Below are 26277 nucleotides of genomic sequence, written 5' to 3'. Positions count from 1 at the left end.
GGTTCACACTTGGCCGTATTGCTGGCCATGGCGCAGCCAGCGTTCCAGCAACGGGCTGACGTGGTCCGGCCAGCGCTCCAGCAGAGCCTGTGCGGCATCGCGTACCGCAGGCAGCAGGTCGGCGTCGCGCATCAGGTCGGCGACCTTGAACTGCAAGAGACCGGTCTGGCGGGTGCCGAGCATTTCCCCGGGACCGCGCAGTTCCAGGTCCTTTTCGGCGATGACGAAACCGTCGTTGGTCTCACGCATGATGCCCAGGCGCTGGCGACCGATTTGTGAAAGCGGTGGATGGTAGAGCAGCACGCAGTGGCTGGCGGCGCTGCCGCGCCCGACCCGGCCGCGTAGCTGGTGCAGCTGTGCCAGGCCCAGGCGTTCCGGGTTCTCGATGATCATCAGGCTCGCATTGGGCACGTCGACCCCGACTTCGATCACCGTGGTGGCCACCAGCAGTTGCAGGTTGCCGGCCTTGAACTCGGCCATCACCGCGGCTTTCTCCGCCGGTTTCATGCGGCCGTGGATCAGCCCCACCCGCAGTTCGCCCAGGGCGCTGGAGAGGTCTTCGAAGGTGGTTTCGGCGGCCTGGCAGGTGAGCTCCTCGGATTCTTCGATCAGGGTGCAGACCCAGTAGGCCTGGCGCCCTTCGGCGCAGGCGGCGCGCACCCGTTCGATCACCTCGACGCGGCGGCTGTCGGTGACCAGCACGGTATTGACCGGCGTGCGGCCCGGGGGCAGTTCGTCGAGGATCGAGGTGTCCAGGTCGGCGTAGGCGCTCATCGCCAGGGTTCGCGGAATCGGAGTGGCGGTCATGATCAGCTGGTGCGGGCACAGGCGGCCGCCGACGCCTTTCTGGCGCAGGGCCAGGCGCTGCTGGACGCCGAAGCGGTGCTGTTCGTCGATGATTACCAGGGCCAGGTTCTTGAATTGCACCTCGTCCTGGAACAGGGCGTGGGTGCCCACCACCATGGGCGCGCCGCCGGCGATCTGTTCCAGGGCTGCCGCGCGGTTCTTGCCCTTGAGCTTGCCCGCCAGCCAGGCGACTTCCAGGCCCAGGGGTTCGAGCCAGCGCTTGAAGGTAATGAAGTGCTGCTCGGCGAGGATCTCGGTGGGCGCCATCAGCGCCACCTGGTAACCGGCTTCCAGGGCCTGCAGGGCGGCGAGGGCGGCGACCACGGTCTTGCCGGCGCCGACGTCGCCCTGGATCAGGCGCAGCATGGGTTCCGGCTGGCTCAGGTCGTAGGCGATTTCGTTGCCGACCCGTTGTTGCGCGCCCGTGGGAGCGAAGCCGAGGTTCTTCAGGTACTTGGCCGGCAGGTTCCGGGCCAGCGGCAGCACTGGGGCGCGCTGGGAGCGCAGGCTGTCGCGCAGGCGTTGCTGGGACAGCTGGTGGGTCAGCAGTTCCTCGAACGCCAGGCGGTGCTGGGCCCAGTGGTGCCCGAGGGCCAGCTCATCGACATCGGCGTCTGCCGGCGGGTGATGCAGGTAGCGGATCGCATCGTCCAGGGGCGCCAGCTGATAGTCCCGGGCCAGTTCCTCCGGCAGCCAGTCCGGCAGGCTGCGGGGGCCGAGCAGGGCCAGGCTCTGCTGGCAGAGCAGGCGCAGGCGCTGCTGGGTCAGGCCCTCGGTCAGCGGGTAGATGGGGGTCAGGGTCTGGTCCACCGGCGGCGGTTCGTCGCCACTGATGGCGCGGTATTCCGGGTGGTAGATCTCCAGGCCCGAGGCCCCGGGCCGGGCTTCGCCGTAGCAGCGCACGCGAGTGCCGCGCTTCAGGCCGTCTTTCTGGGCATTGCTGAAATGGTAGAAGCGCAGGCTCAGGCCGCCGGTGCCATCCTGCAGGCGCACCAGCAGGCTGCGGCGCTTGCCCATGACCACGTCGGCACCGCTGACGGTGCCTTCGATCACGGCATCCTGGCCCGGGCGCAGGGCGCCGATCGGCACCACGCGGGTGCGGTCCTGGTAACGCAGGGGCAGGTGGAACAGCACGTCCTGAAGGTTTTCCAGGCCGACCTTGGCCAGCTTCTCGGCCATGGCGTCGCCGACGCCCTTGAGTGCCGTGACCGGCACTTTCGACAGCTCAGTCATTGCGCTTGCTTAGCTCGCGGCGGGCGGCTTGGCCACCGAGCACAGGCGGATCGAGTCGGCGAGGATCTCGATGGCCTTGGGCCGCGGGAAGCTGGCGCGCCAGGCGATGGCTACGGTGCGAAACGGTACCGGCGGGGTCAGTGGGCGCACTTCGATCACGCCGGGGGCGTAGTGATGGCTGTCCACTGCCGACAGCGGCAGGATCGAGATGCCCAGGCCGGAGGCGACCATGTGGCGGATGGTCTCCAGGGAGCTGGATTCCACGGTGGTGTGCTTGGCGCCGTCGTTGCCCTTGGTCAGGGTCGGGCAGGCCTCCAGCACCTGGTCGCGGAAGCAGTGGCCCTCGCCCAGCAGCAACAGGCTCTTGTCGTTGAGCAGGTTGGCGTCGATGGTTTCCTTCTTGGTCCAGGAGTGGCCGCTGGGCATCAGCACGTAGAAGGGCTCGTCGTACAGCGGCAGGGTCAGGACATCGGCTTCATTGAACGGCAGGGCGATGATGATCGCGTCCAGCTCGCCATTGCGCAGCTTGTCCCGCAGTACGTGGGTGAAGTTCTCTTCGATATACAGCGGCATCTGCGGCGCGACCCGGTGCAGCTGGGGAATCAGGTGCGGGAACAGGTAGGGACCGACGGTATAGATGGCGCCCACCTTGAGCGGTGCGGTCAGCTGGTTCTTGCCGGCCTGGGCCAGTTCACGGATGCCCTGGGCCTGTTCCAGGACCTTCTGTGCCTGGGCGACGATGGTTTCGCCGACCGGGGTCAGGCGCACCGCGCTCTTGCTGCGCTCGAAAATCAGCACACCGAGTTCGTCTTCAAGCTTTTTCACGCCCACCGAGAGGGTCGGCTGGCTGACATGGCAACGCTCGGCGGCGTGGCCGAAGTGCTGCTCTTGGGCGAGGGTGACGATGTAGCGTAATTCTGTGAGGGTCATAGCGGGCGTCCATGAGGATGCGGCCAAGCATAACGGCTGCAATCGATAGACGCACGTTATCAGACGGAGGGTGGAATGCGACACCCGCCAATGCCTGCTTCGGGCTGCACAAACGCCAAGGGCACCTTTGCAGGTGCCCTGGCGGGGTATCAGCGGCGGCCGCGGCTTCTGTCGATTTCGTAGTTGAAGGGCGCGGTGACTTCCACGGTGCCATTGGTGAGCATGTCGGCCGGCGGCTTGGGCAGAGTCTGTGCGCGACGGATCATGTCCAGGGTGGCCCGGTCCAGATCCGCATTGCCCGAACGGCTGATCAGCTCGTAGGACAGCACCTTGCCTTCGGCATCAACCACGAAGCGCAGGGAGTTGGTGCCTTCCTTGCCTCGACGTTGAGCTTCGCTCGGGTAGCGCTTGTACTTGGCCAGATGCGCCTGCACCAGTCCCTGCCAGTTGGCCTTGGCGGCCGCCTGGGCCGGTGACGGGCCTGCAGTCGCGGGGGCGGGCTGCTGGGACGGGGCGGGTGTGACCGGGGCGTCGCTGGGCTTTTCCTCGGAAGGCTTTTCCTTGGGCGGCTCGGGCTTGACCACCGGTTTTGGCGGTTGTGGCTTGGGCTTCGGCTTGGCCGGCTTGGGCACTGAAATAGTCGGTTTCGGCGCTTCGGCGAGCTTGGGCAGCGGCAGTTCTTCCACCGGCGCAGGCGGTTGCGGCGGGGTCACCACTTTCGGTGGTGCCGGCGGAGGCGGCACAGGGGCAGGCGCCAGTTCCACCACCATGGCCTGGGGCGGAATGGGTATTGGTTGTGGTTTGGACCAGTTGAGGGCGAGGAGGATCGCCAGCGCATGGACACCCAGCACCACCGCCAGGCTACCGCTGTAACGCGTCAGTCTTTGGCGCGTCGTGATCATTTCTTGGCTGCCGTCTCAAGTCCGACCAGGCCGACTTTCAGGTAGCCGGCGGCCCGCAGGTTGTCCATGACGCTCATCAGATCGCCGTAGTTCACGCCCTTGTCGGCCTGGAAGAAGATGGTCGTATCCTTCTTGCCTTGGGTGCGGGCGTCGAGAATGGCGCCCAGGGTCTCGGCCTTGACTTCCTCTTCGCCGATGAACAGGCGCTGGTCGGCCTTGACGCTGAGGAATACCGGTTTTTCCGGACGCGGCGCCGGTTTGGCGCTGGAGGCGGGAAGGTCGACCTTGATGTCCACGGTGGCCAGCGGGGCGGCCACCATGAAGATGATCAGCAATACCAGCATCACGTCGATGAACGGCGTGACGTTGATTTCGTGGTTTTCGGCCAGGTCGTCGCCTGCGCCTTCTTTCAAATGCAAGCCCATGGCTGATTACCCCACTTTCACCATGTGCGGTTGTGCGGAGCGCTCGGCTGGCTGGTGGTCCAGGTCGCGGCTGACCAGCAGCAGGACTTCTGCCGAGGCATCGGCCACCTGGGCGCGGTAGCCGGTGATGGAGCGAGCGAAGACGTTGTAGATCACGACCGCCGGGATCGCTGCAACCAGCCCCAGGGCGGTGGCCAGCAGGGCTTCGGCGATGCCCGGGGCAACCACGGCGAGGTTGGTGGTTTGGGTCTTGGCGATGCCGATGAAGCTGTTCATGATGCCCCACACGGTGCCGAACAGACCGACGAATGGCGCGGTGGAACCGATGGTGGCGAGCACGCCGGTGCCGCTGCTCATGTTGCGACCGCAGGCAGCCACCAGGCGCTCAAGGCGGAAGCTGACCCGCTCCTTGATGCCTTCTTTCTCACGGCTGTTTGCCGACAGGCGCATTTCTTCCAGGGCGTCGTGGACCAGCAGGTGGGCGAGGGTGCCCTCCTTGGCGGCCGTGGCGCTGGCCTCTTTGAGAGTGGTGGCCTTTTTCAGGGCAGCGATTTCACCGCGCAGGCGACGCTTGGCACCCAGCAGTTCGAAGCCTTTGGCGATCCAGATGGTCCAGGTGATGATCGAGGCGATGGCCAGGCCAATCATCACCAGTTTCACGATGATGTCGGCGTTCTGGTACATGCCCCAGGGCGACAGGTCATGGGCCATGCCCAGGCTGTTGTCGGCTTCGAGGACTTCGGGGGTGTCCTGGCCCGCTACCGGAAGGCCTTCGGCCTGGGCCGGATCGGTGGCTGGCGCAGTGGCCAGGGGGGCTGCCGGGTCAGTCTGAGGGTGTTCGGCGGCTGGAGCGCTGGCGGCCGGCGCGGTGGCCGGGGCGTGCTGGTCGGCGAAGGCTGCGGTCGGAGCCAGCAGCAGGCTGCACAGCAGCGCAGCAACCGCGCTTGCGGCGCGCAGTGGGCTTGGGCGTTTGGTTGGCGAGGCGGAGAGTGGATTGCTTGTCATGCTGGCCGGACCTGAGAGGAGGAAAGGGTTGAATGTCCTTCTAGGCCTCGCTGGGCCGAGAACAATTGGGCGGTTATTATTGCAATTAATTCTTGTTAACAAAAGTAATACAGTAACTATTTTTCCTCGATTTCTAGCCGTTCATCCAAAGCCGAGGCTAGTCTTGGCCTTTCTGAAAGGAGTTTTCTGATGTCCTCCCCCTCTGTTTTGATCGCCGGTTGCGGTGATGTCGGGAGTCGCCTGGCGACTCAACTGCTGGCTGAGCAATGGCGGGTTTATGGCTTGCGCCGCACGGTATCGCGCCTGCCTCAGGGAGTGATTGGCGTCGCCGGTGACCTGTTCAGCGAGCAATGCCCGATGGACTGGCCACAGGCGCCCCTGGATTATCTGGTGTACTGCGCGGCGGCCACCGAGCATGACGAAGCTGGGTATCGCGCGGCCTATGTCGAGGGCCTGCAGCATGTGCTGAGCTGGCTCAAGCAGCATGGCCAGCAGCCCAAGCGCCTGTTGTTCGTCTCCAGCAGCAGTGTCTACGAGCAGAAGGGCGGTGAATGGGTCGATGAGAATTCGCCGGCCCTGGCGAGCGGCTACTCGGGCCGTTTGATGCTGGAAGCCGAGCAGGTGGCCTTGAACAGTGGGCTGCCTGCAACGCGGGTGCGCCTGACCGGCATCTACGGGCCGGGCCGTGAATGGCTGCTGACCCAGGTGCGGCGCGGGTATCGGGTGGCGATTGATCCGCCGTTGTATGGCAATCGCATTCATGCCGACGATGCGGCGGGCCTGCTGGCGTTCCTGCTTGAGGCGGACCGTCGCGGCACCGCGCTGGATGATTGCTATATCGGGGTCGATGACGCGCCCGCGCCGCTGGCGGAAGTGGTCGGCTGGCTGCGTGAATACCTGGGTGTGACCGAGTGGGCGGATGATGCCAGCGTGCGCCGCACCGGTAGCAAGCGCTGCAGCAATGCCCGGGCCCGGGCGTTGGGCTGGGTGCCGCGTTATCTGAGTTATCGACAGGGCTATGCGGCGATTCTTCAGGGGCAAGGCTGAATCGGACCGTAGCCGCTGCGGTTGGCAGCGGCTACCTCCGGGTCATTGCTTTTGCAGCAGCCATTGCTGGTTGCCTGGCATCAGCGACGGCACTTCATCCGCCAGTGCGCTGTTCACCGCCTGGAAGATCTCCAGCTGCTGGTCCTTGCGCACGAAGATCCAGGAATTGCCCTGGCCATTGAGCTGCAACCAGATGCTGTCGTTGCCGCCGCTCATGGAAGCGCAGTCGCCCGCCAGGCACAGGGCGTAGCGATCGGCTCCCGGCAGGCCTTGCACGGCGCCGTTGGCCTGGAACTGGACTTCGTTGCCCAGTCCCGGACCGCTGACGATTTTCCATGTGCCGCCCAGGTAGGCCGAGTACAGCGCGCGCTCGAAGTTGGCGCCCAGTGGCGCGCCTTCAGGTGCCGGGTCCTTGGGCGGGACGAATACCTGTTCGGGTTCGTTGTCGTTGGCCACTTGCAGCAATTGCTTGCCGTTGCGTTTCAGCTCCGTGGCGGCGCTGCCATAGAACTCGACCTTTGCAGTATTTGAACCGTCGTTGACGATCTTGCCTTCGATGGTCTCGAAACCATTGGTGTAGCGGGCCTGGCCTGCCTTGGTGTTGAGTTCCCATTCCAGGTTCGGGCCGTAAGCCTGGAGGGCTTCACGCAAAGGGCCGCCCTTGGAGGCTGCGTCGATCGCTACCTGATTGATCCAGATGCCGCCGACATCGTTTTTGGCGGGGTCGCTGGCACAACCGCCGAGCAATACGGCGAGCAGCGAAACAGCTAGCGCTTGGCGCATGACGAAATCCTTTCAGAACGAAAACGGCGCAGCCTGAAGAGCTGCGCCGCGGGTGTTACTCGATGACCAGAATGGCATCCATTTCAACCTGTGCGCCCTTGGGCAGGGCTGCCACGCCAATGGCGGCGCGGGCTGGGTAAGGCTGCTGGAAGTACTTGCCCATGATCTCGTTGACCTTGGCGAAGTGGCTCAGGTCGGTGAGGAAGATGTTCAGCTTGACGATGTCCTTGAACGAACCGCCAGCGGCCTCGGCTACCGACTTGAGGTTCTCGAAGACCTGGACGGTCTGGGCTTCGAAGCCTTCCACCAGTTCCATGGTTTTTGGATCGAGGGGAATCTGGCCCGACATGTAGACGGTGTTGCCCGCCTTGATGGCCTGGGAGTAGGTGCCGATGGCGGCCGGGGCCTTTTCGCTGGTGATAACGGTCTTGGTCATGAATGACTCCTTGTAATGGACGGGCTACGCGCGCATGCGGGTGATGCGGATGACCCCGGTCAGGGCGCGCAGTTTCTTGATCACGCGGGCCAGGTGCACGCGGTCGTGCACGCTGACCACCAGTTGGACCACGCTGATGCGACCATCGCGTTCGTCCATGCTGATTTTCTCGATGTTGCCGTCGGCGGCGTTGACGCTGCTGGCCAGCAGCGCGATCAGGCCGCGCTGGTGTTCCAGCTCGACGCGCAGTTCGACGTTGAACTCGCCAGTGACATCCTTGGCCCAGGACAGCTGGATGCATTTTTCCGGGTTGTGGCGGATTTCGCTGATATTGCGGCAGTTGTCCAGGTGCACCACCATCCCTTTGCCAGCGGACAGGTGGCCGACGATCGGGTCGCCAGGGATCGGCGTGCAGCATTTGGCGTAGCTCAGCACCAGGCCTTCGGTGCCGCGGATCGCCAGCGGGCCTTCCGGGCTTGGCAGCTGTTCGCCTTCACCCAGCAGGCGTCGGGCCACGACGTAGGCCATGCGATTGCCCAGGCCGATGTCTTCCAGCAGGTCTTCGATCAGTTCCAGGCGGTATTCCTGGAGGATGGCCTGGATACGTTCGGTCGGGATTTTTTCCAGCGAGCTGTCGAAACCGTTGAGCACCTTGTTCAGCAGGCGTTCGCCGAGGCTGATGGATTCGGAGCGGCGCTGCAGCTTGAGGGCGTGACGAATGTGGGTGCGGGCCTTGCCGGTGACCACGAAATTCAGCCAGGCCGGATTGGGGCGTGCCCCCGGGGCGCTGACGATTTCCACGGTGGAGCCGCTTTGCAGGGGTTCCGACAGCGGTGCCAGGCGGCGGTTGATCCGGCAGGCGATGCAGCTGTTGCCCACGTCGGTGTGCACCGCGTAGGCGAAGTCCACGGCGGTGGAGCCTTTGGGCAGCTCCATGATCCGGCCTTTGGGCGTGAACACGTAGACCTCGTCCGGGAACAGGTCGATCTTCACGCTCTCGATGAATTCCAGGGAGTTGCCGGCGCGCTGTTGCATTTCCAGGACGCCCTTGACCCATTGGCGGGCGCGGGCGTGGGTGCCTTTGGGCTGTTCGTCGCCACTGGATTTGTACAGCCAGTGGGCGGCGATGCCGTTATTGGCCATTTCTTCCATTTCCCGGGTACGGATCTGGATCTCGATCGGTACTCCGTGCATGCCGAACAGCGTGGTATGCAGCGACTGATAGCCGTTGGCCTTGGGAATGGCGATGTAGTCCTTGAAGCGTCCCGGCAGCGGCTTGTACAGATTGTGCACAGCGCCAAGTACCCGGTAGCAGGTGTCTACCTTGTCGACGATGATGCGGAACGCATAGACGTCCATGATCTCGTTGAAGGCCCGGCGTTTGCCGCGCATTTTCTTGTAGATGCCGTACAGGTGCTTCTGGCGACCGCTGACCTCGCCCTGGATGCCGTCGATGGCCAGGCAGTGGCTGAGGGATTCTTCGATCTTGTTGACGATTTCCTTGCGATTGCCCCGAGCGCGCTTGACCGCCTGGTAGATCCGCGCGGAACGCATCGGGTGCATCGCCTTGAAGCCCAGGTCTTCGAATTCGATACGGATGCTGTGCATGCCCAGGCGATTGGCGATGGGGGCGTAGATCTCCAGGGTTTCCTTGGCGATCCGCCGGCGTTTCTCGCCGGAGAGCACTTCCAGGGTGCGCATGTTGTGCAGGCGGTCGGCCAGCTTGACCAGGATCACGCGAATATCGCGAGCCATGGCCATGGCCATTTTCTGGAAGTTTTCCGCTTGGGCTTCGGCCTTGGTCTCGAAGTTCATCTGGGTCAGTTTGCTGACCCCGTCCACGAGTTCGGCCACGGTTTCACCAAACTGCGCGCTGAGCGCTTCCTTGGCGATGCCGGTGTCTTCGATCACGTCATGCAGCATCGCGGCCATCAGGCTCTGATGGTCCATGTGCATGTCGGCAAGAATATTCGCTACCGCGAGTGGGTGCGTGACGTACGCCTCGCCGCTGCGACGGCGCTGACCGTCATGGGCTTGTTCGGCGTAGAAATACGCTCGGCGGACCAGATTGACCTGGTCCGTGCCGAGATAGGTCGATAAGCGATCGGCGAGGGCGTCTATGCTCGGCATGATGTCTCCTGCCGTAAGCTGTGATCCCGCGCCGTGCTACGTCGACCAGGCATAGGCTCAGACGGCCTCGTTGGACTCGTCCTCGAAAGCAGCAAAAAGCGGCTCGTCTTCAACGATTTCGGCTTCGGCGATGGCTGCATAGTCGATCAGGCCTTCAGCGATTTCGCGCAGGGCGACAACGGTAGGCTTGTCGTTTTCCCATGCTACTTTCGGCTCTTTGCCGCCGGTTGCCAGTTGACGGGCACGCTTGGTAGAGAGCATGACCAGCTCAAAGCGGTTATCCACGTGTTCTAGACAGTCTTCAACGGTTACGCGGGCCATGGTCTTCCTCGTAGCAAATGCAATATGCGCGCTGCCCGGATGGGCGAGCGGACTCAACAGTTTAAAAAATCACCAGCGTTTAGGGAAGCGCTGATTTTTTGACCAGGCTCTTCAACGCGCTGCAAGTGCCAATGTAAAGCGCTTGCAGCGGTTTTGGGAAGTGCTGTTTTAGCCCAGCAGTTCAGCCAGCAACTTGCCGAAACGCTGCTGCTGACGTTTCTGCTGCAGTTGATTGGAGCGGAAAATGGCCTTCAGGTCGTCCAGCGCGTGGGCGAAATCGTCGTTGATGATCAGGTAGTCGTAGTCGACGTAGTGGCTCATTTCGCTGACGGCTTCGCGCATCCGCCCTTCGATGATCTCGTCGCTGTCTTGCCCGCGGTTGGTCAGGCGCTGGTGCAAGGCCTGCAAGGATGGTGGCAGGATGAAGATCGAACGCGCCTGTGGCATCAGCTTGCGCACCTGCTCGGCGCCTTGCCAGTCGATTTCCAGGATCAGGTCGTGACCTTCGTCCAGGGTCTGCTGCAGGTGGCTTTGCGAGGTGCCATAGAGGTTGCCGAAGACTTCGGCGCGCTCCAGAAAGTCGCCATGCTCGATCATCTTCACGAACTCGCTGCGTTCGACGAAGTGATAGTTCACGCCATTCACTTCGCCCGGGCGCATGGCGCGGGTGGTGTGGGAGATCGAGACGCGGATCTCCGGGTTGGCGTCGGTCAAAGCCTTGACCAGGCTGCTTTTGCCTGCGCCCGATGGGGCGGAAATGATGTACAGGGTGCCGGTGCTGTGGGTCATGTCAGTTGCCTTACTCAATGTTCTGCACTTGTTCGCGCATCTGCTCGATCAACACCTTGAGGTTGACCGCAGCCTGAGTGCTGCGTGGGTCGAAGGCCTTGGAGCCCAGGGTATTGGCTTCGCGGTTGAGCTCTTGCATCAGGAAGTCCAGGCGCCGACCGGCAGCGCCGCCGGACTTGAGCACGCGACGTACTTCGATGATGTGGGTGCTCAAGCGATCCAGTTCTTCGGCGACGTCGCTTTTCTGTGCCAGCAGGACCATCTCCTGCTCGAGACGGGTCGGGTCCAGCTCAACCTGCATGTCGGCGAAACGGTCGAGGACTTTCTGGCGCTGGGTCGCGAGCATCTGCGGAACCAGCTCGCGCAGTGTCGCCACGTCTTCCTCCATGGAGGACAGGCGCTCGTTGATCAGTCGGGCCAGTTCGGCGCCCTCGCGTTCGCGACCGCTCTTCAATTCCTTCAGGCCCTGGTTGAACAGGGCCAAGGCATCGCTGTTCAAGGCTTGCGGGTCACTGGCGTCGGCCACCAGTACGCCGGGCCAGGCCAGGACTTCCAGTGGGTTCAGGGCTGCCGGCTGCTTGATCAGGCTGGCAACCGTCTCGGCCGCCGCGACCAGCTGTGCCGCGCGCTCACGGTCGACCTGCAATGGCTTGCCGGTGGTTTCCTCGGTGAAGCGCAGGGTGCATTCGACTTTGCCCCGGGACAAACCCTGGCGCAGTGCTTCGCGGACTGCGCCTTCGAGGTCGCGGAAGGCTTCCGGCAACCGCAGGTGCGGCTCCAGGTAACGGCTGTTGACCGAGCGCAACTCCCAGCTCAGCGTGCCCCGGGTTCCGGCCTGTTCGACCCGTGCGAAGGCGGTCATGCTATGCACCATGGAGGTACCTCCGATTCAGTGCCGACGCCAACCGCAAGCGGGCTGAGCAGGCCTGATAGATGAATTAAAGCCGGTAGGCGGCGAAGGCGCAGGATTGTAGCGCAGTGCGACAGGCGTCCCCAAACCCTGCTGCAGACAATGGGGCGCAGGTCGTCGCAACAGGATCAATCTGAGGCACAAATGCGCCTTTGGCCTTTTTAGGCGTGCCCTGGCGCGGTTGCGGGCTTTATAATGCCCGGCAGTTTTCCGTCCTCGTACAGGTATTTCCCTATGAAACGTCCAAGTGGTCGCGCTGCCGATCAGCTCCGCTCGATCCGCATTACCCGCAACTACACCAAACACGCCGAGGGATCTGTACTGGTCGAGTTCGGTGATACCAAAGTGATCTGCACGGTCAGCGTCGAGAATGGCGTACCGCGCTTCCTCAAGGGCCAGGGTCAAGGCTGGTTGACGGCCGAATACGGCATGCTGCCGCGGTCCACCGGCGAGCGTAACCAGCGTGAAGCCAGCCGTGGCAAGCAAGGCGGCCGCACCCTGGAGATCCAGCGCCTGATCGGTCGCTCCCTGCGCGCCGCGCTGGACATGTCCAAGCTGGGCGACATCACCCTGTATGTCGATTGCGATGTGATCCAGGCTGATGGCGGCACCCGTACCGCGTCGATCACTGGCGCGATGGTGGCGCTGGTCGACGCCTTGAAAGTGATCAAGAAGCGCGGCGGCCTGAAAGGCGGCGACCCATTGAAGCAGATGATTGCTGCAGTATCGGTGGGCATGTACCAGGGTGAGCCGGTCCTGGACCTGGATTATCTGGAAGACTCGGCCGCTGAAACCGACCTCAATGTCGTCATGACCAGCACTGGCGGTTTCATCGAAGTGCAGGGTACTGCCGAGGGCGCGCCGTTCCAGCCGGCCGAACTGAATACGATGCTGGCCCTGGCCCAGCAAGGCATGAACGAGATTTTCCAACTGCAGCAGGCGGCACTCGCCGATTGATGGGCGCCGGTCTTCAGCAAGGAGAGCACCATGAGTGATGAGCAACTGCCACAACCTGCGCCGAGCCATGAAGTCCGGCAATGGGCGATGTTCTGTCACCTGTCCGCCTTGCTGGGGATCTGGGTTCCCTTCGGTACGCTGATCGGGCCGCTGATTCTTTGGCAGATGAAGCGCGAGACGGATCCCTTTATCGATGCCCAGGGCAAGGAGGCGCTGAACTTCCAGCTGACGGTCGCCATTGCGTCAGCGGTCTGCTTCCTGCTGATGATCGTGGTCATCGGTTTCTTTATGTTCGGCCTGCTGGCGATTGGCGCCCTGGTGCTGACCATCATCGGTGGGGTCAAGGCGGGTGAGGGTGTGCCGTATCGGTATCCTTTTACCTGGCGCCTGATCAAGTAGGGTGGGCAGCCACAAAAAAAGCCGACATCGCTGTCGGCTTTTTTGTGGCTCTGAAAAGACGCTTAGATGGTCAGCGTCCAGTCATAGTCCACGATCAGCGGTGCGTGCTGCGAGAAGCGCGGCTGACGCGGCAAGCGAGCGCTACGGACAAAGCGGCGCAGGCCAGGAGTCAGCAGCTGGTAGTCAAAGCGCCAGCCCAGGTTGAGCATCTCAGCCTGTTCGTTGTCCGGCCACCAGCTGTACTGGTCGCCTTCGCGGCTGACTTCGCGCAGCGCGTCGACATAGCCCATGTTGCCAATGATCTCGTCCATCCAGGCACGCTCGGGTGCCAGGAAGCCTGGAGATTGCTGGCTGTCACGCCAGTTCTTGATATCCAGCTTTTGTTGCGCCACGTACAGCGAGCCACAATAGATGTACTCGCGGCGTTTGCGCCGCTGTTTATCCAGATAACGGGCGAAGTCGTCCATTAGCTTGAACTTCTGGTTCAAGTCTTCATCGCCGTTCTGCCCTGATGGAAGCAGCAAGGTCGCGATGCTGACCTTGTCGAAATCGGCTTGCAGGTAGCGCCCGTAACGATCGGCTGTCTCGAAGCCGAGGCCGCTGATGACCGCCTTCGGCTGCAACCGCGAATACAAAGCCACGCCGCCTTGGGCAGGGACTTCAGCATCGCAGGCATAAAGGAAGTAGCCATCCAGTTGGAAGGCTGGGTCGTCCAGTTCAAAGGCAGAGGCGCGGGTGTCCTGCAGGCAGATGACGTCGGCATTCTGTGCCTGCAGCCAACTGAGCAAACCACGCTCCACTGCAGCCTGAATACCATTGACGTTCACACTGATGATCCGCATAAATGGCCCCAAAAATCACGTGCGTGTATGATACCCGAGCTCTACCTAATTAGCTAAATCCGTGGTATCTGGGGTTTTTTCATGCAGGCGTATCAGCGCGATTTCATTCGTTTTGCCATCGATCGCGGGGTTTTGCGCTTCGGTGAGTTCACCCTGAAGTCCGGGCGTACCAGCCCTTACTTCTTCAATGCCGGCCTGTTCAACAGCGGTTCGGCCCTGGCCCAGCTGGGGCGTTTCTATGCCGCGGCGATCGTCGAAAGCGGCATTCCCTTCGATGTGCTGTTTGGCCCGGCCTATAAAGGCATTCCTCTGGCGGCGGCTACGGCCGTTGCTCTGGCTGAGCATCATCAGCGCGATCTGCCTTGGTGCTTCAACCGCAAGGAAGCCAAGGCGCATGGCGAAGGTGGCAGCCTGGTAGGCGCGCCATTGACCGGTGATGTGCTGATCATTGATGACGTGATCACCGCAGGCACTGCTATTCGCGAGGTGATGCAGATCATCGAGTCCCAGGAAGGCGCCAAGGCGGCGGGCGTGTTGATTGCCCTGAACCGCCAGGAGCGCGGCAACGGCGAGCTGTCGGCGATCCAGGAAGTCGAGCGTGACTTCGGTATTCCCGTGGTGAGCATCGTTTCCCTGACCCAGGTCCTGCAGTTCCTGGCAGACGATCCGGCGCTCAAGCAACATCTGCCCGCAGTGGAAGCCTACCGCGCGCAATACGGCATCTGACCTGTAGGAGCCGGCTCCTGCAAAGATTGCGTCGATAAAAAAGCCCGCGCCCGGGCGGGATACCGGGCGGGGCTTTTTTGTTGCTGGCGCTTAGGGGCGCTTGCGATTGCTGATCAGGGTGCCGACGCCGGTATCGGTGAAGATCTCCAGCAGAATCGCGTTAGGCACGCGGCCGTCGATGATCAGCGAGCTGCCGACGCCGCCCTGCACCGCTTCCAGGGCGCAGCGGATTTTCGGCAACATGCCGCCGTAGATGGTGCCGTCGGCGATCAACTCGTCGACTTGCTGGGTACTCAGGCCAGTCAAGACCTTGCCCGACTTGTCCATCAGGCCGGCGATGTTGGTCAGCAGCATCAGCTTCTCGGCTTTCAGTGCTTCGGCCACCTTGCCGGCCACCAGGTCGGCGTTGATGTTGTAGGACTCGCCATTGGCGCCAACGCCAATCGGCGCGATCACCGGGATGAAGTCACCCTTGACCAGCAGGTTCAGCAGGTCGGTGTTGATCCCGACCACTTCGCCCACATGGCCGATATCGATGATTTCCGGAGTGGTCATCTCTGGGGTCTGGCGGGTCACGGTGAGCTTTTTCGCACGAATCAGCTCGGCATCTTTACCGGTCAGGCCGATGGCGCTGCCGCCATGACGGTTGATCAGGTTGACGATGTCCTTGTTGACCTGGCCGCCCAGGACCATCTCCACCACGTCCATGGTCTGCGCGTCAGTCACGCGCATGCCGTCGACGAAGTGGCTTTCAATCGACAGCCGCTTGAGCAGGTCGCCGATCTGCGGGCCACCGCCGTGCACCACCACCGGATTGATCCCGACAGCCTTCATCAACACGATGTCGCGGGCGAAGCCGGTTTTCAGCTCCTCGCTCTCCATAGCGTTGCCGCCGTACTTGATCACCAGGGTCTTGCCGACATAGCGGCGGATGTAGGGCAGCGCTTCGGATAGGACCTTGGCGGTATTGGCGGCGGCATCGCGTTCGATGGTCATTCAGGGCTCCGGTGCTTCAAACAGTCAAAACGGTAGTTGGAGATCAGGTGCAACACGTTTCAGCTGGACGTGGAACACGTCCTTAATCCGCTGCAGCTCGGCTTCGTCATCAGCCTCGAAGCGCAGCACCAGCACAGGGGTGGTGTTGGAGGCGCGAACCAGGCCCCAGCCCTTGGCATAGTCGACTCGCACGCCGTCAATGGTGGTCAGGTCGGCGCCTGCGCCCCACTGCGCGTCGTGCAGGGCATCAATGATGCTGAATTTGCTCTCTTCGGTCACATGGATATTGATTTCCGGCGTAGAAATATCGTTCGGGAAGGTCGCGAACAACTCTTCTGCGGTGGATTTTTCCTTGCTGAGGATCTCCAGCAACCGGGCGGCGCTATAAATGCCGTCGTCGAAACCGAACCAGCGCTCCTTGAAGAACACATGGCCGCTCATTTCGCCAGCCAGCAGTGCGCCGGTCTGTTTCATTTTCTTTTTGATCAACGAGTGACCGGTCTTCCACATTAGCGGGCGACCGCCGTATTCCTTGATCAGCGGAATCAGGCGCCGAGTGCATTTGACGTCGAAGATGATCTCCGCATCCGGGTTGCGCGCCACCACGTCCTTGGCGAACAGCATCAGCAGGCGATCGGGGTAGACGATGCTGCCGGTGTTGGTGACCACGCCGACGCGATCGCCGTCGCCGTCGAAGGCCAGGCCCAGGTCGGCCCCGGTTTCCTTGACCTTGGCGATCAGGTCTTCGAGGTTTTCAGGCTTGCCCGGATCCGGGTGGTGATTGGGGAAGTTGCCGTCCACCTCGCAAAACAGCGGGATGACTTCGCAGTTCAGGGCTTCGATCAGCTGCGGAGCGATGACCCCGGCGGCGCCGTTGCCGCAGTCCACCACGACCTTCAGGCGTCGGGCCAGCTTGATGTCACGGGTGATCTCCTCGGCGTAGCGCGGCAGGATGTCGACCCGGGTGATGCTGCCCTGGGCGCTGCTCAGGTTGTTGCTCTTGAGGCGCTCGTGCAGGGCCTGGATCTGTTCGTTGGCCAGGGTGTCGCCGGCGATGACGATCTTGAAGCCGTTGTAGTTCGACGGGTTGTGGCTGCCGGTGAGCATCACCCCGGACTTGCCGGCCAGGACATTGGCGGCGTAGTACAGGGCTGGAGTCGGCACCAGGCCAACATCGGAAACGTGGCAGCCGCTGTCGTGCAGGCCCTGAATCAGTTGCTCCACCAGCTCCGGGCCGGACAGGCGGCCATCCCGGCCTACACAGACGTTGGGTTCGTCCTGAGCCAGGCTCTGGGAGCCGACGGCGCGGCCGATCCAGTACGCGGTTTCGGCGGTCAGGGATTGCGGTACAACGCCGCGGATGTCGTAGGCACGGAAGATGCTGTCAGGAAATGTCGGGGCGACGTTAGCTGCGTTGCTCATCACTGAGGGTGCTCCATCTGAAGGGGGTGCAGTACGGCCGGTAAAGGGCGGGCCGGCAGGCTCAAACTCAAGGGTATGACGGCGGTTTCAGCATAGAGTTCGTAGTGTGAAAGTGCTATCTGCCCCGGGCCGGCCGGGCCTTGGCGGCTCAAAGGCCCGGCCTGGCGGGCCCGAAGCGTGATGCAGACAGCAGCGGTCATTGGCCCTTAAATGCCCCGGCAGTGGTTGTCGGGCCGGGCGAGGGGCCCGACCCGAGGCGGAGTCGTCAGTGGCTGCCGGAGTGACCGAAACCGCCGGCGCCGCGCTGGCTTTCGTCAAAGGCTTCGACCACCTCGAAATGCGCCTGGACCACCGGCACCAGCACCAGTTGGGCAATGCGTTCGCCGACGGCGATATTGAAGGCGGTCTGGCCACGGTTCCAGCAGGACACCATCAGTTCGCCCTGGTAGTCCGAGTCGATCAGGCCCACCAGATTGCCCAGCACAATCCCGTGCTTATGGCCGAGGCCCGAACGCGGCAGGATCAGTGCCGCCAGGCCCGGATCGCCGATATAGACCGACAGGCCGGTTGGAATCAGCAGGGTCTGGCCCGGTTCCAGGACGGTGTCCTGCTGGAGCATGGCCCGCAGGTCGAGCCCGGCGGAGCCCGGCGTGGCGTACTGCGGCAGGGGGAATTCGTTGCCGATGCGTGGGTCGAGGATCTTGGCTTGTAAAGCGTGCATGCGAGTTAAACCTGGTTCAGCCGTTCGGCGATGAAAGAGATCAGTTGGCGGGCGATCTTGCCCTTGCTGGTCTGGGCGAAGAGAGTTGCGTGCAACTCCCGGTCAATCACGCTGCAGGCGTTTTCCTCGCTGTTGAAGCCAATGCTCGGGTTGGCCACGTCGTTGGCGACGATCAGGTCGAGGTTCTTGTCCTTCAATTTGCGTGCAGCGTAGTCGAGCAGATTCTCGGTTTCGGCGGCGAAACCGACACTGAAAGGGCGATCCGGCCGGCTGGCGATGGTGGCCAGGATGTCTGGGTTGCGCACCATCTGTAGTAGCAGGCCGTCACCTTTCGTAGGGTCTTTCTTTAATTTCTGTGGGGCGACGACTTCCGGGCGGTAGTCCGCGACCGCCGCCGAGGCGATGAAAACGTCGCATGGGATGGCCGCTTCACAGGCCGCGAGCATGTCGCGAGCGCTGACCACGTCGATCCGCGTGACTCTGTCGGGGGTTGGCAGGTGCACCGGTCCGGTGATCAGAGTGACCCGGGCACCGGCCTCGACAGCGGCCTCGGCCAGGGCGAAGCCCATTTTTCCTGAGCTATGGTTGGTGATGTAGCGCACCGGATCGATGTTTTCCTGAGTCGGTCCGGCGGTGATCAGCAGGTGTTTGCCGGTCAGTGCCTGGTGCTGGAAGCAGTCGGCGGCGCACAGCGCCAGATCGTTGGCTTCCAGCATGCGGCCCAGGCCGACGTCGCCACAGGCCTGGCTTCCGGAGGCCGGGCCGAAGACCCGCAGGCCGCGACTTTGCAGCAGTTGGGTGTTGGCTTGGGTGGCAGGATCGCGCCACATGGCCTGGTTCATGGCTGGAGCGATGGCGACTGTGGCGTCGGTCGCCAGGACCAGGGTCGTCAGCAGGTCGTCGGCGATGCCCTGGGCCAGACGGGCGATCAGGTCGGCGGTAGCGGGAGCGATCAGGACCAGGTCGGCCCATTTGGCCAGTTCGATATGGCCCATGGCGGCTTCAGCGGCCGGATCCAGCAGGTCGAGGTGAACAGGGTGCCCGGAGAGGGCCTGCATGGTCAGCGGGGTGATGAATTCACTGCCGCCCCGGGTCATGACCACGCGCACTTCGGCGCCCTGGTCGAGGAGTCGGCGAACCAGCTCCGCGCTCTTATAGGCGGCAATGCCGCCGCCGACGCCGAGCACGATGCGTTTCCGATACAGCCGCTGCATAGGCCTGTCTTTCCGTTCAGTGATTGCTGCGTGGCATGCCCCCTCCCCAGGTGAAATACCACGCAAAAAGAGGGTGGCTAAGATAGCACAGCGCCCGCTGTGGAACAGCGGCGCCATGCACAGGGAGGTGTGATGAGCATTCGTGATTGGCCCGCGGCGGAGCGCCCGCGGGAGCGGCTTCTGGAGCAGGGCGCCATCAGTCTTTCCGATGCCGAGCTGCTGGCTATTTTCCTGCGAAGCGGGGTGGCCGGAAAAAGCGCGGTGGACCTGGCGCGGCACTTGTTGCAGCGTTTCGGCAGCCTGCGTCGGCTGCTGGAGGCGGATCAAGTGACCTTCACCCGGCAACTGGGGCTAGGCCCGGCCAAGTACGCTCTGCTGCAGGCCGTGCTGGAGATGGCGCGCCGGCATCTGGCGGAAAGGCTCCACCGGCAGTCAGCACTGGAGAGCCCGCTGGTGGTGCGCGATTACCTGAAGTCGATGCTGCGACACCAGCCCCACGAGGTGTTTGGCTGTCTGTTTCTCGACACCAAGCATCGGGTCCTGGCCTTTGAGGTGTTGTTTCAAGGGTCGATCGACAGCACCACGGTTTACCCGCGACAGGTGCTCAAGCGCACCCTGGCGCATAACGCGGCGGCGGTGATTCTCTGCCATAACCATCCGTCGGGCATCTGTGAGCCCAGCCCGGCCGATCGGATCGTTACCCGGCGCTTGCAGGAGGCGCTGGAGTTGATCGATGTCCGGGTGCTGGACCACTTCATCGTTGGCGAGGGTGATCCGTTGTCCATGGCCGAGTACGGCTGGATATGAGCCCGGTGCGCCTCAAGGCCGGTGTTGGCCCCGAGGCGCCCCCCGGGGTTCATTTGACGCTGACCTTCGAGTAGTCCTGGCGGCCGAAGGGGCTCACCTGATAGCCCTCGACCTGCTGGCGGGTCAGGGCGAAAGCGGTCGGATGGGCCAGGGGCAGCCACAGCGCCTGCTGCTGGATCTGGGTCTGGGCCTGCTGGTACAGCTTGCTGCGCACACCCTGTTCGCTGGTGGTCTTGCCGGCGGTGATCAGCTTGTCCAGGTTCTGGTCGCAATAGCGGGCGAAGTTGGTGCCGGACTTGACGGCTGCGCAGGTGAACTGCGGTGTGAGGAAGTTATCCGGGTCGCCATTGTCGCCGGACCAGCCCATGAACAGCAGGTCGTGCTCGCCAGCCTTGGCTCGGCGGATCAGCTCGCCCCATTCGATCACGCGGATCTCTGCCTGGATCCCCACTTGGGCCAGGTCGGCTTGCAGCAGTTGGGCGCCCAGGCTGGGGTTGGGGTTGAGCAGACTGCCGGAGGGGCGGGTCCAGATGGTGGTCTCGAAACCGTTTTTCAGGCCGACCTTGGCCAGCAGTTGGCGTGCTTTTTCCGGGTCGTGGGGGTAGCCGGGCAGTTCCTTGGCGTAGCTCCAGGTGTTGGGTGGATACGGGCCGTTGGCGGCCTCGGCGGTGTCTTCGAACACGGCCTTGAGGTAATGGGGCTTGTCGAAGGCCAGGTTGATGGCCTGGCGCACTTCTGGCTTGTCCAGGGGCGGATGCTGGCTGTTGATCGCGACGAAGGCGGTCATGAATGCCGCGGTTTTCTCGACCTTCAGCGTGGGGTCTTCACTGGCCGCCTGGACGTCCAGGGGCTTGGGTGACAGGGCGATCTGGCACTCGTTGCGCCGCAGTTTCTGCAGGCGCACGTTGGCGTCCGGGGTGATGGCGAAGATCAGCGAGTCCACTGCCGGTTTGCCGGCAAAGTAGTCGCGGTTGGCCTTGTAGCGGATTGACGCGTCCTTCTGGAAGCGCCCGAAAATGAAGGGGCCGCTGCCGATCGGCTGGCTGTTGAGCTTCTCCGGGGTGCCGGCCTTGAGCAGTTGGTCGGCGTATTCCGCAGAGTAGATCGAGGCAAAGCCCATGCTCAGGGTGGCGAGGAAGGTCGAGTCGGCGTGATCCAGGGTGAAGCGCACGGTCAGCGGATCCAGGGCGTCGATTCTCTTGATCAGGCTGGGCAGTTGCAGGGACTGTGCGTGCGGGAAACCGCTCTGGGTGACCTTGTGCCACGGGTGGGCCGGATCGAGCATGCGCTCGAAGCTGAACTTCACGTCTTCGGCGCTCAGCTCGCGGCTGGGGGTGAAGTAGTCGGTGCGGTGGAACTTGACCTTGGGGTGCAGCTTGAAGACATAGCTCAGGCCGTCGGCGGACACCTCCCAGCTGTCGGCCAGGCTGGGGACCACCTTGCCGCTGGCGGCATCGAACTCCACCAGGCGATTCATCAGCACGTCGGCGGACGCATTGGTGGTGGTCAGCGAGTTGTACTGCACCACGTCGAAGCCTTCCGGGCTGGCTTCGGTACAGACGCTCAGTGCGGCGGCCTGGGCCAATGGGCTCAGAAGTGGGGCGAGCAGGAGCGGGAGGGCGGCGAGACGCATGGTCGGGTTCCTTGTGCAGATCGAAGGCCCATCTGCGAGTGCAGTCTGGAAATGCCCTACCCTAGTGGCCTCTTTATGAAATGACTATCCCCTTTTGTATCCGGGGCCAAAACCTGGGGTTGCGCCTGCGCCCCGAAGGTATTCCCGGGTCGATCTGGCGTCGCTGGCGTGGCGAATTCTCTGTTGGAGAATGTCGCAAATATATTCTGCGACGAGCGGTAGATTTCTGCGGTAGCCTTTGCCGCAGGCGTCCGGCGCAAGAAAATCAGGACTTTTCATCATCCTGCGCACAGCGGCTGTTGTTGCTATGGGGTCTTTCTGGTATAAAGCAGCGCTCTTTTCTAGGGGCCCGGTTCCTTCGCTTGTAGGTGTAGCCGGTAAGACCCTAAAGAAACGCGGCGCCTGGCGCCAAATGACTGAGAGATTAAGCGGCCAACCCATGCCGGGTTGGGCATGTGGTTTTAGAGGGCTGAGGCATGTCTAGAGTCTGTCAAGTTACCGGTAAGGGTCCGGTGACTGGGAATAACATTTCCCACGCAAACAACAAAACCCGTCGTCGTTTCCTGCCGAACCTGCAGCATCACCGCTTCTGGGTTGAGTCCGAGAAACGCTTTGTGCGTCTGCGCGTATCTGCCAAAGGCATGCGTATCATCGACAAGCGCGGCATTGATGTCGTGCTGGCCGAAATCCGTCGCGATGGCGGCAAGGTTTAAGGGAGCTAATCATGCGTGAATTGATTCGTTTGATCTCGAGCGCCGGTACTGGTCACTTCTACACTACCGACAAGAACAAGCGTACTACTCCGGACAAAATCGAGATCAAGAAATATGATCCGGTTGTTCGTAAGCACGTGATCTACAAGGAAGGCAAAATCAAGTAATTGATTTTTCTTCTGACAAAAAAACCCGCCTTCAAGCGGGTTTTTTTGTGCCTGGCATTCAGGCTTTCTGTTCGAAGGCCACGTAGACCTTGCGGCAGGGCTCCAGCACTTCCCAGGTGCCCTTGAAGCCGGCCGGAATCACGAAGCGGTCGCCGGCACGCAGGGTCTTGGCGTTGCCATCGTTGTCCCGCAGCACCGACACGCCCTGAAGAATCTCGCAGTATTCGTGTTCGGTGAAGTTCACCGTCCATTGGCCCACGGCGCCTTCCCAGATCCCGGCGTTGAGCTGCCCGCAGGGGCTGCCGTAATGGTTGAACACCGCTTGTTCGGGATCGCCCTTGAGGACTTTCTCTGGAGCAGGGCGGTAGCGTTCGCCCTCGGTGTTGGCCTGGCTGAAGTCGACGACGTTGTGGATGCTCATTCTTGTAATCCCCCGTGATTGCGGCGCGAGTGGCTATGAAGGCCAAAGTCTATGTTTATTAAAATGCACATAGCAATGGCGTTTGCCCGGGCTTTGTCAAATATATTGAAAGTACAGGTGTCGCTGGTTTAGGGTGGCGGGTGCCTTTGGCCGAAAACAGGCTGGCCGGGCAGAATTCTTCATGAGTGCCGGCGTAGTTCGCGTGGCGCTTGTATTCAAATAAGAGGAGGACACTCGTATGACCACCCTGACTCGTGCCGACTGGGAACAACGTGCCCGCGACCTGAAAATCGAAGGCCGCGCCTACATCAACGGTGAATACACCGCAGCCGTTTCCAACGACACTTTCGAGTGCATCAGCCCGGTCGACGGCCGTGTACTGGCGAGCATTGCCAGCTGTGATGCCGTCGATGCCCAGCGCGCCGTGGACAATGCCCGCGCCACCTTCAATTCCGGCGTCTGGTCGCGCCTGGCGCCGGCCAAGCGCAAGTCCGTGATGATCCGTTTTGCCGGCCTGCTCAAGCAGCACGCCGAGGAGCTGGCGCTCCTGGAAACCCTGGACATGGGCAAGCCCATCAGCGACTCCCTGCAAATCGACGTTCCCGGCGCGGCGCAAGCCCTGAGCTGGAGCGGCGAGGCCATCGACAAGATCTACGACGAAGTGGCCGCCACCCCCCATGATCAGCTGGGCCTGGTGACCCGTGAGCCAGTGGGCGTGGTCGCGGCCATCGTGCCGTGGAACTTCCCGCTGATGATGGCCTGCTGGAAACTGGGCCCGGCGCTGTCCACCGGCAACTCGGTGATCCTCAAGCCTTCGGAAAAATCCCCGCTGACCGCCATCCGCATCGCCGCCCTGGCCGTGGAAGCCGGGATCCCGGCTGGCGTGTTCAACGTGCTGCCCGGCTACGGCCACACCGTGGGCAAGGCCCTGGCCCTGCACATGGACGTGGACACCCTGGTGTTCACCGGTTCCACCAAGATCGCCAAGCAGCTCTTGGTCTACTCCGGTGAATCCAACATGAAGCGTGTCTGGCTGGAAGCCGGTGGCAAGAGCCCGAACATCGTGTTCGCCGATGCCCCGGACCTGCAGGCCGCCGCCGAATCGGCCGCCAGCGCCATCGCATTCAACCAGGGCGAAGTCTGCACCGCCGGTTCCCGCCTGCTGGTGGAGCGTTCCATCAAGGACAAATTCCTGCCGCTGGTGATCGAGGCCCTGAAAGCCTGGAAGCCGGGCAATCCGCTGGACCCGGCCACCAACGTCGGTGCCCTGGTGGACACCCAGCAGATGAACACCGTGCTGTCCTACATCGAGGCCGGTCATGCCGATGGCGCCAAGCTGGTGGCAGGTGGCAAGCGCACCCTGCAGGAAACCGGCGGCACCTACGTGGAGCCGACGATTTTCGATGGCGTCAGCAACGCCATGAAGATTGCCCAGGAAGAGATCTTTGGCCCAGTGCTGTCGGTGATTGCCTTCGACAGCGTGGAAGAGGCGATCCAGATCGCCAACGACACCCCTTACGGACTGGCGGCCGCCGTGTGGACCGCGAACATCTCCAAGGCCCACCAGACCGCCAAGGCCCTGCGTGCCGGCAGCGTCTGGGTCAACCAGTACGACGGCGGCGACATGACTGCGCCCTTCGGCGGCTTCAAGCAGTCGGGCAACGGTCGCGACAAGTCGTTGCATGCGTTTGACAAGTACACCGAGTTGAAAGCGACCTGGATCAAGCTCTGAGCCTTCGGGTTTGAGGTGATGCGCCCCCCGGGGGCGCTTTCACCGGCCAGCCGGCTTCCAGCCGCAGCCCTCGATCCACAGCGCAGCCGGACTTTCCGCCAGGGGAGTCCGGCTGTGTTGTCTGTGCCTTGCAGAACAATGATCCACAGGAGCGTGGAAATGCGTTGGGCGACCTATTTCGCCGTTTTGGCCGCTGTCCTGAGTGTCGGCCTGGCCCTGGGCGTCAGCATGCCGCTGGTGTCGTTTCGCCTGGAAAGCTGGGGTTATGGGCCCTTTGCCATTGGCGTCATGGCCTCGATGCCGGCCTTTGGCGTGTTGCTTGGGGCCAAGCTCGCCAGCCGCCTGGCGGCGCGTTTCGGCACCGCGGGCCTGATGCGCCTGTGCCTGTGGGGCGGGGCGCTGTCGATTGCGTTGCTGGCGTTGTTGCCCAATTACCCGCTGTGGCTGGTGCTGCGCCTGGGCCTGGGCACGGTTCTGACCATCGTCTTCATCCTGGGTGAAAGCTGGATCAACCAGTTGGTGGTCGAGCAGTGGCGTGGGCGGCTGGTTGCGCTGTATGGCAGTTGTTATGCCTTGAGCCAGTTGGCCGGGCCCTTGCTGCTGGGAGTCCTGGGCACCGAGACCGACCACGGCTTCTGGGTCGGGGTCGGGCTGCTGGTGGTATCGCCCTTGCTGTTGATCGGCCGCAGCGGCGCACCGGTCACCGAAGCCTGCAGCGTGACCCTGGTCGACCTGGGGCGCTTTTGCCGTGGGCTGCCGGCGATCGCCTGGGCCGTGGCGCTGTTTGCCGCCTTTGAGGCGATGATCCTGACGCTGTTGCCGGTGTATTGCCTGCGCCAGGGCTTTGCCGAAGACATCGCCCTGGCGATGGTCAGCACCGTGGTCGTCGGCGATGCGGTGCTGCAACTGCCGATTGGCGCCTTGGCTGATCGCTTGTCGCGGCGCTCCCTGTTCACCGGTTGCGCGGTGGCACTGCTGTTGTCGAGCCTGGCGATTCCGCTGTTGCTCCACACGGTGCTGATCTGGCCGTTGTGGGTGCTGTTCGGTGCCAGCGCCGGGGGCTTGTTCACCCTGTCGTTGATTCTGATCGGCGAGCGTTATCGCGATGACGCCCTGGTGCGCGCCAACGCGCATGTGGCGCAGCTCTGGGGGATTGGTTGCCTGATCGGGCCGCTGGTGGCGGGGGCGGGCAGCCAGTGGGTCAGCGGCCATGCCTTGCTGTGGCTGATGGCGGCCGGGGCCCTGGGGCTGATCGTGCTGTTGCTGCGCCAGGGGGCATTGGGTGCTGCGATGCCGCAATCGGTATAGGCTTCTGGGCTGCTGGTTCAATCAGGACGCTCAGATGACGCTCAAGACAAGGATGGGGTTCGGCGCAGCGCTGTGGGTGCTGACGTTTTCGCTCGCCGGCTTCGCCGAGGCGGCGCCCAAGGGCCCGTCGGTGGAGCGGCTCAAGCAGTTGGCGCTCAAGGAGTGCCTGGACGATAACTACGAGCGTTTGCAGTTCTACAAGGCGTTCGACCTGCACGACGCTTCCTACTTCGTCGATCGGGTGCAACTGGACCGCGACGGCTCCGGCCGGCGCCCCCAGGCCCTGAGCCACTTCGTCGAGCGGCAGACGGGCCACTTCCATGTCGGCGGGCCGCCGATGAAGAACGAGGCCGGTTACCCGATCAACGCGATTTTCGAGCGCTGCATGGGCTTCTATCACTCGCCGGGGCTGGAGGCTTTTATCCAGAACCAGCTGCTCAAGCGCTGACCGGCCCGCGTCGG

The 26277-nt window shown here is 62.8% G+C and carries 27 protein-coding genes and 1 pseudogene; 10 read left to right on the top strand and 18 right to left on the bottom strand.

All coding sequences use genetic code 11. The annotated features are described in order from the left end of the window. Positions 1-3: 3 nt before the first annotated feature. The 5 genes from recG to exbB form a co-directional block, all read right to left on the bottom strand. A complete protein-coding gene (gene recG / locus POS17_RS29810) occupies positions 4-2079 on the bottom strand; it encodes an ATP-dependent DNA helicase RecG (protein WP_060841726.1) in 2076 nt (691 codons plus the stop codon). Positions 2080-2088: 9 nt separating this feature from the next. After that, positions 2089-3009, bottom strand: coding sequence for a hydrogen peroxide-inducible genes activator (locus POS17_RS29805; protein WP_016963703.1), 921 nt, complete (start codon positions 3007-3009; stop codon positions 2089-2091). 149 nt (positions 3010-3158) lie between these two features. Further along, positions 3159-3911 carry an energy transducer TonB gene (locus POS17_RS29800; protein WP_060841725.1) on the bottom strand — a complete coding sequence of 251 codons (753 nt, stop codon included), beginning with the start codon at positions 3909-3911 and terminating at the stop codon, positions 3159-3161. Beyond that, the gene (gene exbD / locus POS17_RS29795; RefSeq protein WP_016963705.1) at positions 3908-4336 is read right to left on the bottom strand and encodes a TonB system transport protein ExbD; all 429 of its coding nucleotides are present in this window, start codon (positions 4334-4336) and stop codon (positions 3908-3910) included. Before exbD ends, POS17_RS29800 begins: the two co-directional genes overlap by 4 nt. A gap of 6 nt (positions 4337-4342) precedes the next feature. After that, positions 4343-5341 carry a tonB-system energizer ExbB gene (exbB, locus tag POS17_RS29790; RefSeq protein ID WP_060841724.1) on the bottom strand — a complete coding sequence of 333 codons (999 nt, stop codon included), beginning with the start codon at positions 5339-5341 and terminating at the stop codon, positions 4343-4345. Between the two features lie 189 nt (positions 5342-5530). On the opposite strand from exbB, the gene POS17_RS29785 reads away from it, so the two are divergent. Further along, positions 5531-6388 carry an NAD-dependent epimerase/dehydratase family protein gene (locus POS17_RS29785; RefSeq protein WP_060841723.1) on the top strand — a complete coding sequence of 286 codons (858 nt, stop codon included), beginning with the start codon at positions 5531-5533 and terminating at the stop codon, positions 6386-6388. A 42-nt stretch (positions 6389-6430) separates the two neighbouring features. Here the strand turns inward: POS17_RS29785 and POS17_RS29780 are convergent, their stop codons facing one another. The 6 genes from POS17_RS29780 to POS17_RS29755 all read right to left on the bottom strand — a co-directional run bounded on the left by POS17_RS29780 (position 6431) and on the right by POS17_RS29755 (position 11721). Then, positions 6431-7171, bottom strand: a complete 741-nt coding sequence (locus POS17_RS29780; RefSeq protein WP_060841722.1) for a hypothetical protein — start codon at positions 7169-7171, stop codon at positions 6431-6433. 55 nt (positions 7172-7226) lie between these two features. Beyond that, positions 7227-7607, bottom strand: coding sequence for a RidA family protein (locus tag POS17_RS29775; protein WP_047306620.1), 381 nt, complete (start codon positions 7605-7607; stop codon positions 7227-7229). Positions 7608-7631: 24 nt separating this feature from the next. Then, positions 7632-9737, bottom strand: coding sequence for a bifunctional GTP diphosphokinase/guanosine-3',5'-bis pyrophosphate 3'-pyrophosphohydrolase (gene spoT / locus POS17_RS29770; RefSeq protein ID WP_060841721.1), 2106 nt, complete (start codon positions 9735-9737; stop codon positions 7632-7634). Positions 9738-9794: 57 nt separating this feature from the next. Next, positions 9795-10058 carry a DNA-directed RNA polymerase subunit omega gene (gene rpoZ, locus POS17_RS29765; protein WP_007921129.1) on the bottom strand — a complete coding sequence of 88 codons (264 nt, stop codon included), beginning with the start codon at positions 10056-10058 and terminating at the stop codon, positions 9795-9797. 168 nt (positions 10059-10226) lie between these two features. Continuing rightward, positions 10227-10847 (bottom strand): guanylate kinase, encoded by a 621-nt coding sequence (gene gmk, locus POS17_RS29760; RefSeq protein WP_016964147.1) that lies wholly within the window; start codon positions 10845-10847, stop codon positions 10227-10229. Positions 10848-10857: 10 nt separating this feature from the next. Beyond that, on the bottom strand, positions 10858-11721 hold the full coding sequence (locus POS17_RS29755) for a YicC/YloC family endoribonuclease (protein ID WP_060841720.1): 864 nt from the start codon (positions 11719-11721) through the stop codon (positions 10858-10860). Positions 11722-11991: 270 nt separating this feature from the next. Here POS17_RS29755 and rph point away from each other — a divergent pair, with 270 nt between their 5' ends. After that, the gene (gene rph, locus POS17_RS29750) at positions 11992-12714 is read left to right on the top strand and encodes a ribonuclease PH (RefSeq protein WP_060841719.1); all 723 of its coding nucleotides are present in this window, start codon (positions 11992-11994) and stop codon (positions 12712-12714) included. A 30-nt stretch (positions 12715-12744) separates the two neighbouring features. Beyond that, positions 12745-13113, top strand: a complete 369-nt coding sequence (locus tag POS17_RS29745) for a DUF4870 domain-containing protein (RefSeq protein ID WP_016964144.1) — start codon at positions 12745-12747, stop codon at positions 13111-13113. A gap of 62 nt (positions 13114-13175) precedes the next feature. Here POS17_RS29745 and POS17_RS29740 read toward each other — a convergent pair whose 3' ends face one another. Continuing rightward, the gene (locus POS17_RS29740; RefSeq protein WP_011064227.1) at positions 13176-13955 is read right to left on the bottom strand and encodes an exodeoxyribonuclease III; all 780 of its coding nucleotides are present in this window, start codon (positions 13953-13955) and stop codon (positions 13176-13178) included. Between the two features lie 81 nt (positions 13956-14036). Here POS17_RS29740 and pyrE point away from each other — a divergent pair, with 81 nt between their 5' ends. Further along, positions 14037-14681, top strand: coding sequence for an orotate phosphoribosyltransferase (gene pyrE, locus POS17_RS29735; RefSeq protein ID WP_060841718.1), 645 nt, complete (start codon positions 14037-14039; stop codon positions 14679-14681). A gap of 90 nt (positions 14682-14771) precedes the next feature. Here pyrE and argB read toward each other — a convergent pair whose 3' ends face one another. The 4 genes and pseudogenes from argB to coaBC all read right to left on the bottom strand — a co-directional run bounded on the left by argB (position 14772) and on the right by coaBC (position 19034). Beyond that, complete coding sequence (gene argB, locus POS17_RS29730; RefSeq protein WP_011064225.1) at positions 14772-15677, bottom strand: acetylglutamate kinase; 906 nt, start codon at positions 15675-15677, stop codon at positions 14772-14774. 24 nt (positions 15678-15701) lie between these two features. Continuing rightward, positions 15702-17102 (bottom strand): annotated as a pseudogene (locus tag POS17_RS29725) (phosphomannomutase/phosphoglucomutase); the annotation flags it as partial. Positions 17103-17364: 262 nt separating this feature from the next. Beyond that, positions 17365-17820 (bottom strand): dUTP diphosphatase, encoded by a 456-nt coding sequence (gene dut, locus POS17_RS29720; RefSeq protein WP_060841716.1) that lies wholly within the window; start codon positions 17818-17820, stop codon positions 17365-17367. A 5-nt stretch (positions 17821-17825) separates the two neighbouring features. Beyond that, on the bottom strand, positions 17826-19034 hold the full coding sequence (coaBC, locus tag POS17_RS29715; RefSeq protein ID WP_060841715.1) for a bifunctional phosphopantothenoylcysteine decarboxylase/phosphopantothenate--cysteine ligase CoaBC: 1209 nt from the start codon (positions 19032-19034) through the stop codon (positions 17826-17828). Between the two features lie 132 nt (positions 19035-19166). On the opposite strand from coaBC, the gene radC reads away from it, so the two are divergent. Next, the gene (radC, locus tag POS17_RS29710) at positions 19167-19841 is read left to right on the top strand and encodes a RadC family protein (protein ID WP_060841714.1); all 675 of its coding nucleotides are present in this window, start codon (positions 19167-19169) and stop codon (positions 19839-19841) included. Positions 19842-19890: 49 nt separating this feature from the next. Here radC and POS17_RS29705 read toward each other — a convergent pair whose 3' ends face one another. Beyond that, a complete protein-coding gene (locus tag POS17_RS29705) occupies positions 19891-21474 on the bottom strand; it encodes an ABC transporter substrate-binding protein (protein ID WP_060841713.1) in 1584 nt (527 codons plus the stop codon). A gap of 476 nt (positions 21475-21950) precedes the next feature. On the opposite strand from POS17_RS29705, the gene rpmB reads away from it, so the two are divergent. Beyond that, positions 21951-22187: a 50S ribosomal protein L28 gene (gene rpmB, locus POS17_RS29700; RefSeq protein ID WP_011064219.1), complete on the top strand. Its 237-nt coding sequence runs from the start codon at positions 21951-21953 to the stop codon at positions 22185-22187. Positions 22188-22198: 11 nt separating this feature from the next. Beyond that, complete coding sequence (gene rpmG, locus POS17_RS29695) at positions 22199-22354, top strand: 50S ribosomal protein L33 (RefSeq protein WP_003177274.1); 156 nt, start codon at positions 22199-22201, stop codon at positions 22352-22354. A 58-nt stretch (positions 22355-22412) separates the two neighbouring features. On the opposite strand, the gene POS17_RS29690 is transcribed toward rpmG, so the two are convergent. Next, the gene (locus tag POS17_RS29690; protein ID WP_060841712.1) at positions 22413-22775 is read right to left on the bottom strand and encodes a cupin domain-containing protein; all 363 of its coding nucleotides are present in this window, start codon (positions 22773-22775) and stop codon (positions 22413-22415) included. A 238-nt stretch (positions 22776-23013) separates the two neighbouring features. Here POS17_RS29690 and POS17_RS29685 point away from each other — a divergent pair, with 238 nt between their 5' ends. From POS17_RS29685 to POS17_RS29675, 3 genes are all read left to right on the top strand, one after another. Continuing rightward, positions 23014-24507 (top strand): aldehyde dehydrogenase, encoded by a 1494-nt coding sequence (locus POS17_RS29685; RefSeq protein ID WP_060841711.1) that lies wholly within the window; start codon positions 23014-23016, stop codon positions 24505-24507. A 159-nt stretch (positions 24508-24666) separates the two neighbouring features. Then, a complete protein-coding gene (locus POS17_RS29680; RefSeq protein WP_060841710.1) occupies positions 24667-25815 on the top strand; it encodes an MFS transporter in 1149 nt (382 codons plus the stop codon). A gap of 34 nt (positions 25816-25849) precedes the next feature. Beyond that, entirely contained in the window at positions 25850-26263 is a 414-nt protein-coding gene (locus POS17_RS29675; RefSeq protein ID WP_148654993.1) for a hypothetical protein, read from the top strand. Positions 26264-26277 lie beyond the last annotated feature (14 nt).

Origin of the sequence: Pseudomonas sp. Os17, from assembly GCF_001547895.1 — a bacterium.
Lineage (GTDB): Bacteria > Pseudomonadota > Gammaproteobacteria > Pseudomonadales > Pseudomonadaceae > Aquipseudomonas.
This window is presented reverse-complemented; position numbering and strand designations above follow the sequence as displayed.

What these genes read in the sequence shown, in the direction of transcription:
- argB (WP_011064225.1), bottom strand. Translation starts at nt 15,677, where the DNA reads ATGACCATCGAACGCGATGCCGCCGCCAATACCGCCAAGGTCCTATCC.
- coaBC (WP_060841715.1), bottom strand. Translation starts at nt 19,034, where the DNA reads ATGCAGCGGCTGTATCGGAAACGCATCGTGCTCGGCGTCGGCGGCGGC.
- POS17_RS29745 (WP_016964144.1), top strand. Translation starts at nt 12,745, where the DNA reads ATGAGTGATGAGCAACTGCCACAACCTGCGCCGAGCCATGAAGTCCGG.
- POS17_RS29680 (WP_060841710.1), top strand. Translation starts at nt 24,667, where the DNA reads ATGCGTTGGGCGACCTATTTCGCCGTTTTGGCCGCTGTCCTGAGTGTC.
- POS17_RS29755 (WP_060841720.1), bottom strand. Translation starts at nt 11,721, where the DNA reads ATGGTGCATAGCATGACCGCCTTCGCACGGGTCGAACAGGCCGGAACC.
- exbB (WP_060841724.1), bottom strand. Translation starts at nt 5,341, where the DNA reads ATGACAAGCAATCCACTCTCCGCCTCGCCAACCAAACGCCCAAGCCCA.
- rph (WP_060841719.1), top strand. Translation starts at nt 11,992, where the DNA reads ATGAAACGTCCAAGTGGTCGCGCTGCCGATCAGCTCCGCTCGATCCGC.
- rpmB (WP_011064219.1), top strand. Translation starts at nt 21,951, where the DNA reads ATGTCTAGAGTCTGTCAAGTTACCGGTAAGGGTCCGGTGACTGGGAAT.
- rpoZ (WP_007921129.1), bottom strand. Translation starts at nt 10,058, where the DNA reads ATGGCCCGCGTAACCGTTGAAGACTGTCTAGAACACGTGGATAACCGC.
- gmk (WP_016964147.1), bottom strand. Translation starts at nt 10,847, where the DNA reads ATGACCCACAGCACCGGCACCCTGTACATCATTTCCGCCCCATCGGGC.
- radC (WP_060841714.1), top strand. Translation starts at nt 19,167, where the DNA reads ATGAGCATTCGTGATTGGCCCGCGGCGGAGCGCCCGCGGGAGCGGCTT.
- POS17_RS29775 (WP_047306620.1), bottom strand. Translation starts at nt 7,607, where the DNA reads ATGACCAAGACCGTTATCACCAGCGAAAAGGCCCCGGCCGCCATCGGC.
- exbD (WP_016963705.1), bottom strand. Translation starts at nt 4,336, where the DNA reads ATGGGCTTGCATTTGAAAGAAGGCGCAGGCGACGACCTGGCCGAAAAC.
- POS17_RS29675 (WP_148654993.1), top strand. Translation starts at nt 25,850, where the DNA reads ATGACGCTCAAGACAAGGATGGGGTTCGGCGCAGCGCTGTGGGTGCTG.
- pyrE (WP_060841718.1), top strand. Translation starts at nt 14,037, where the DNA reads ATGCAGGCGTATCAGCGCGATTTCATTCGTTTTGCCATCGATCGCGGG.
- POS17_RS29805 (WP_016963703.1), bottom strand. Translation starts at nt 3,009, where the DNA reads ATGACCCTCACAGAATTACGCTACATCGTCACCCTCGCCCAAGAGCAG.
- POS17_RS29780 (WP_060841722.1), bottom strand. Translation starts at nt 7,171, where the DNA reads ATGCGCCAAGCGCTAGCTGTTTCGCTGCTCGCCGTATTGCTCGGCGGT.
- POS17_RS29800 (WP_060841725.1), bottom strand. Translation starts at nt 3,911, where the DNA reads ATGATCACGACGCGCCAAAGACTGACGCGTTACAGCGGTAGCCTGGCG.
- POS17_RS29785 (WP_060841723.1), top strand. Translation starts at nt 5,531, where the DNA reads ATGTCCTCCCCCTCTGTTTTGATCGCCGGTTGCGGTGATGTCGGGAGT.
- POS17_RS29685 (WP_060841711.1), top strand. Translation starts at nt 23,014, where the DNA reads ATGACCACCCTGACTCGTGCCGACTGGGAACAACGTGCCCGCGACCTG.
- rpmG (WP_003177274.1), top strand. Translation starts at nt 22,199, where the DNA reads ATGCGTGAATTGATTCGTTTGATCTCGAGCGCCGGTACTGGTCACTTC.
- POS17_RS29690 (WP_060841712.1), bottom strand. Translation starts at nt 22,775, where the DNA reads ATGAGCATCCACAACGTCGTCGACTTCAGCCAGGCCAACACCGAGGGC.
- POS17_RS29740 (WP_011064227.1), bottom strand. Translation starts at nt 13,955, where the DNA reads ATGCGGATCATCAGTGTGAACGTCAATGGTATTCAGGCTGCAGTGGAG.
- dut (WP_060841716.1), bottom strand. Translation starts at nt 17,820, where the DNA reads ATGCACGCTTTACAAGCCAAGATCCTCGACCCACGCATCGGCAACGAA.
- POS17_RS29705 (WP_060841713.1), bottom strand. Translation starts at nt 21,474, where the DNA reads ATGCGTCTCGCCGCCCTCCCGCTCCTGCTCGCCCCACTTCTGAGCCCA.
- recG (WP_060841726.1), bottom strand. Translation starts at nt 2,079, where the DNA reads ATGACTGAGCTGTCGAAAGTGCCGGTCACGGCACTCAAGGGCGTCGGC.
- spoT (WP_060841721.1), bottom strand. Translation starts at nt 9,737, where the DNA reads ATGCCGAGCATAGACGCCCTCGCCGATCGCTTATCGACCTATCTCGGC.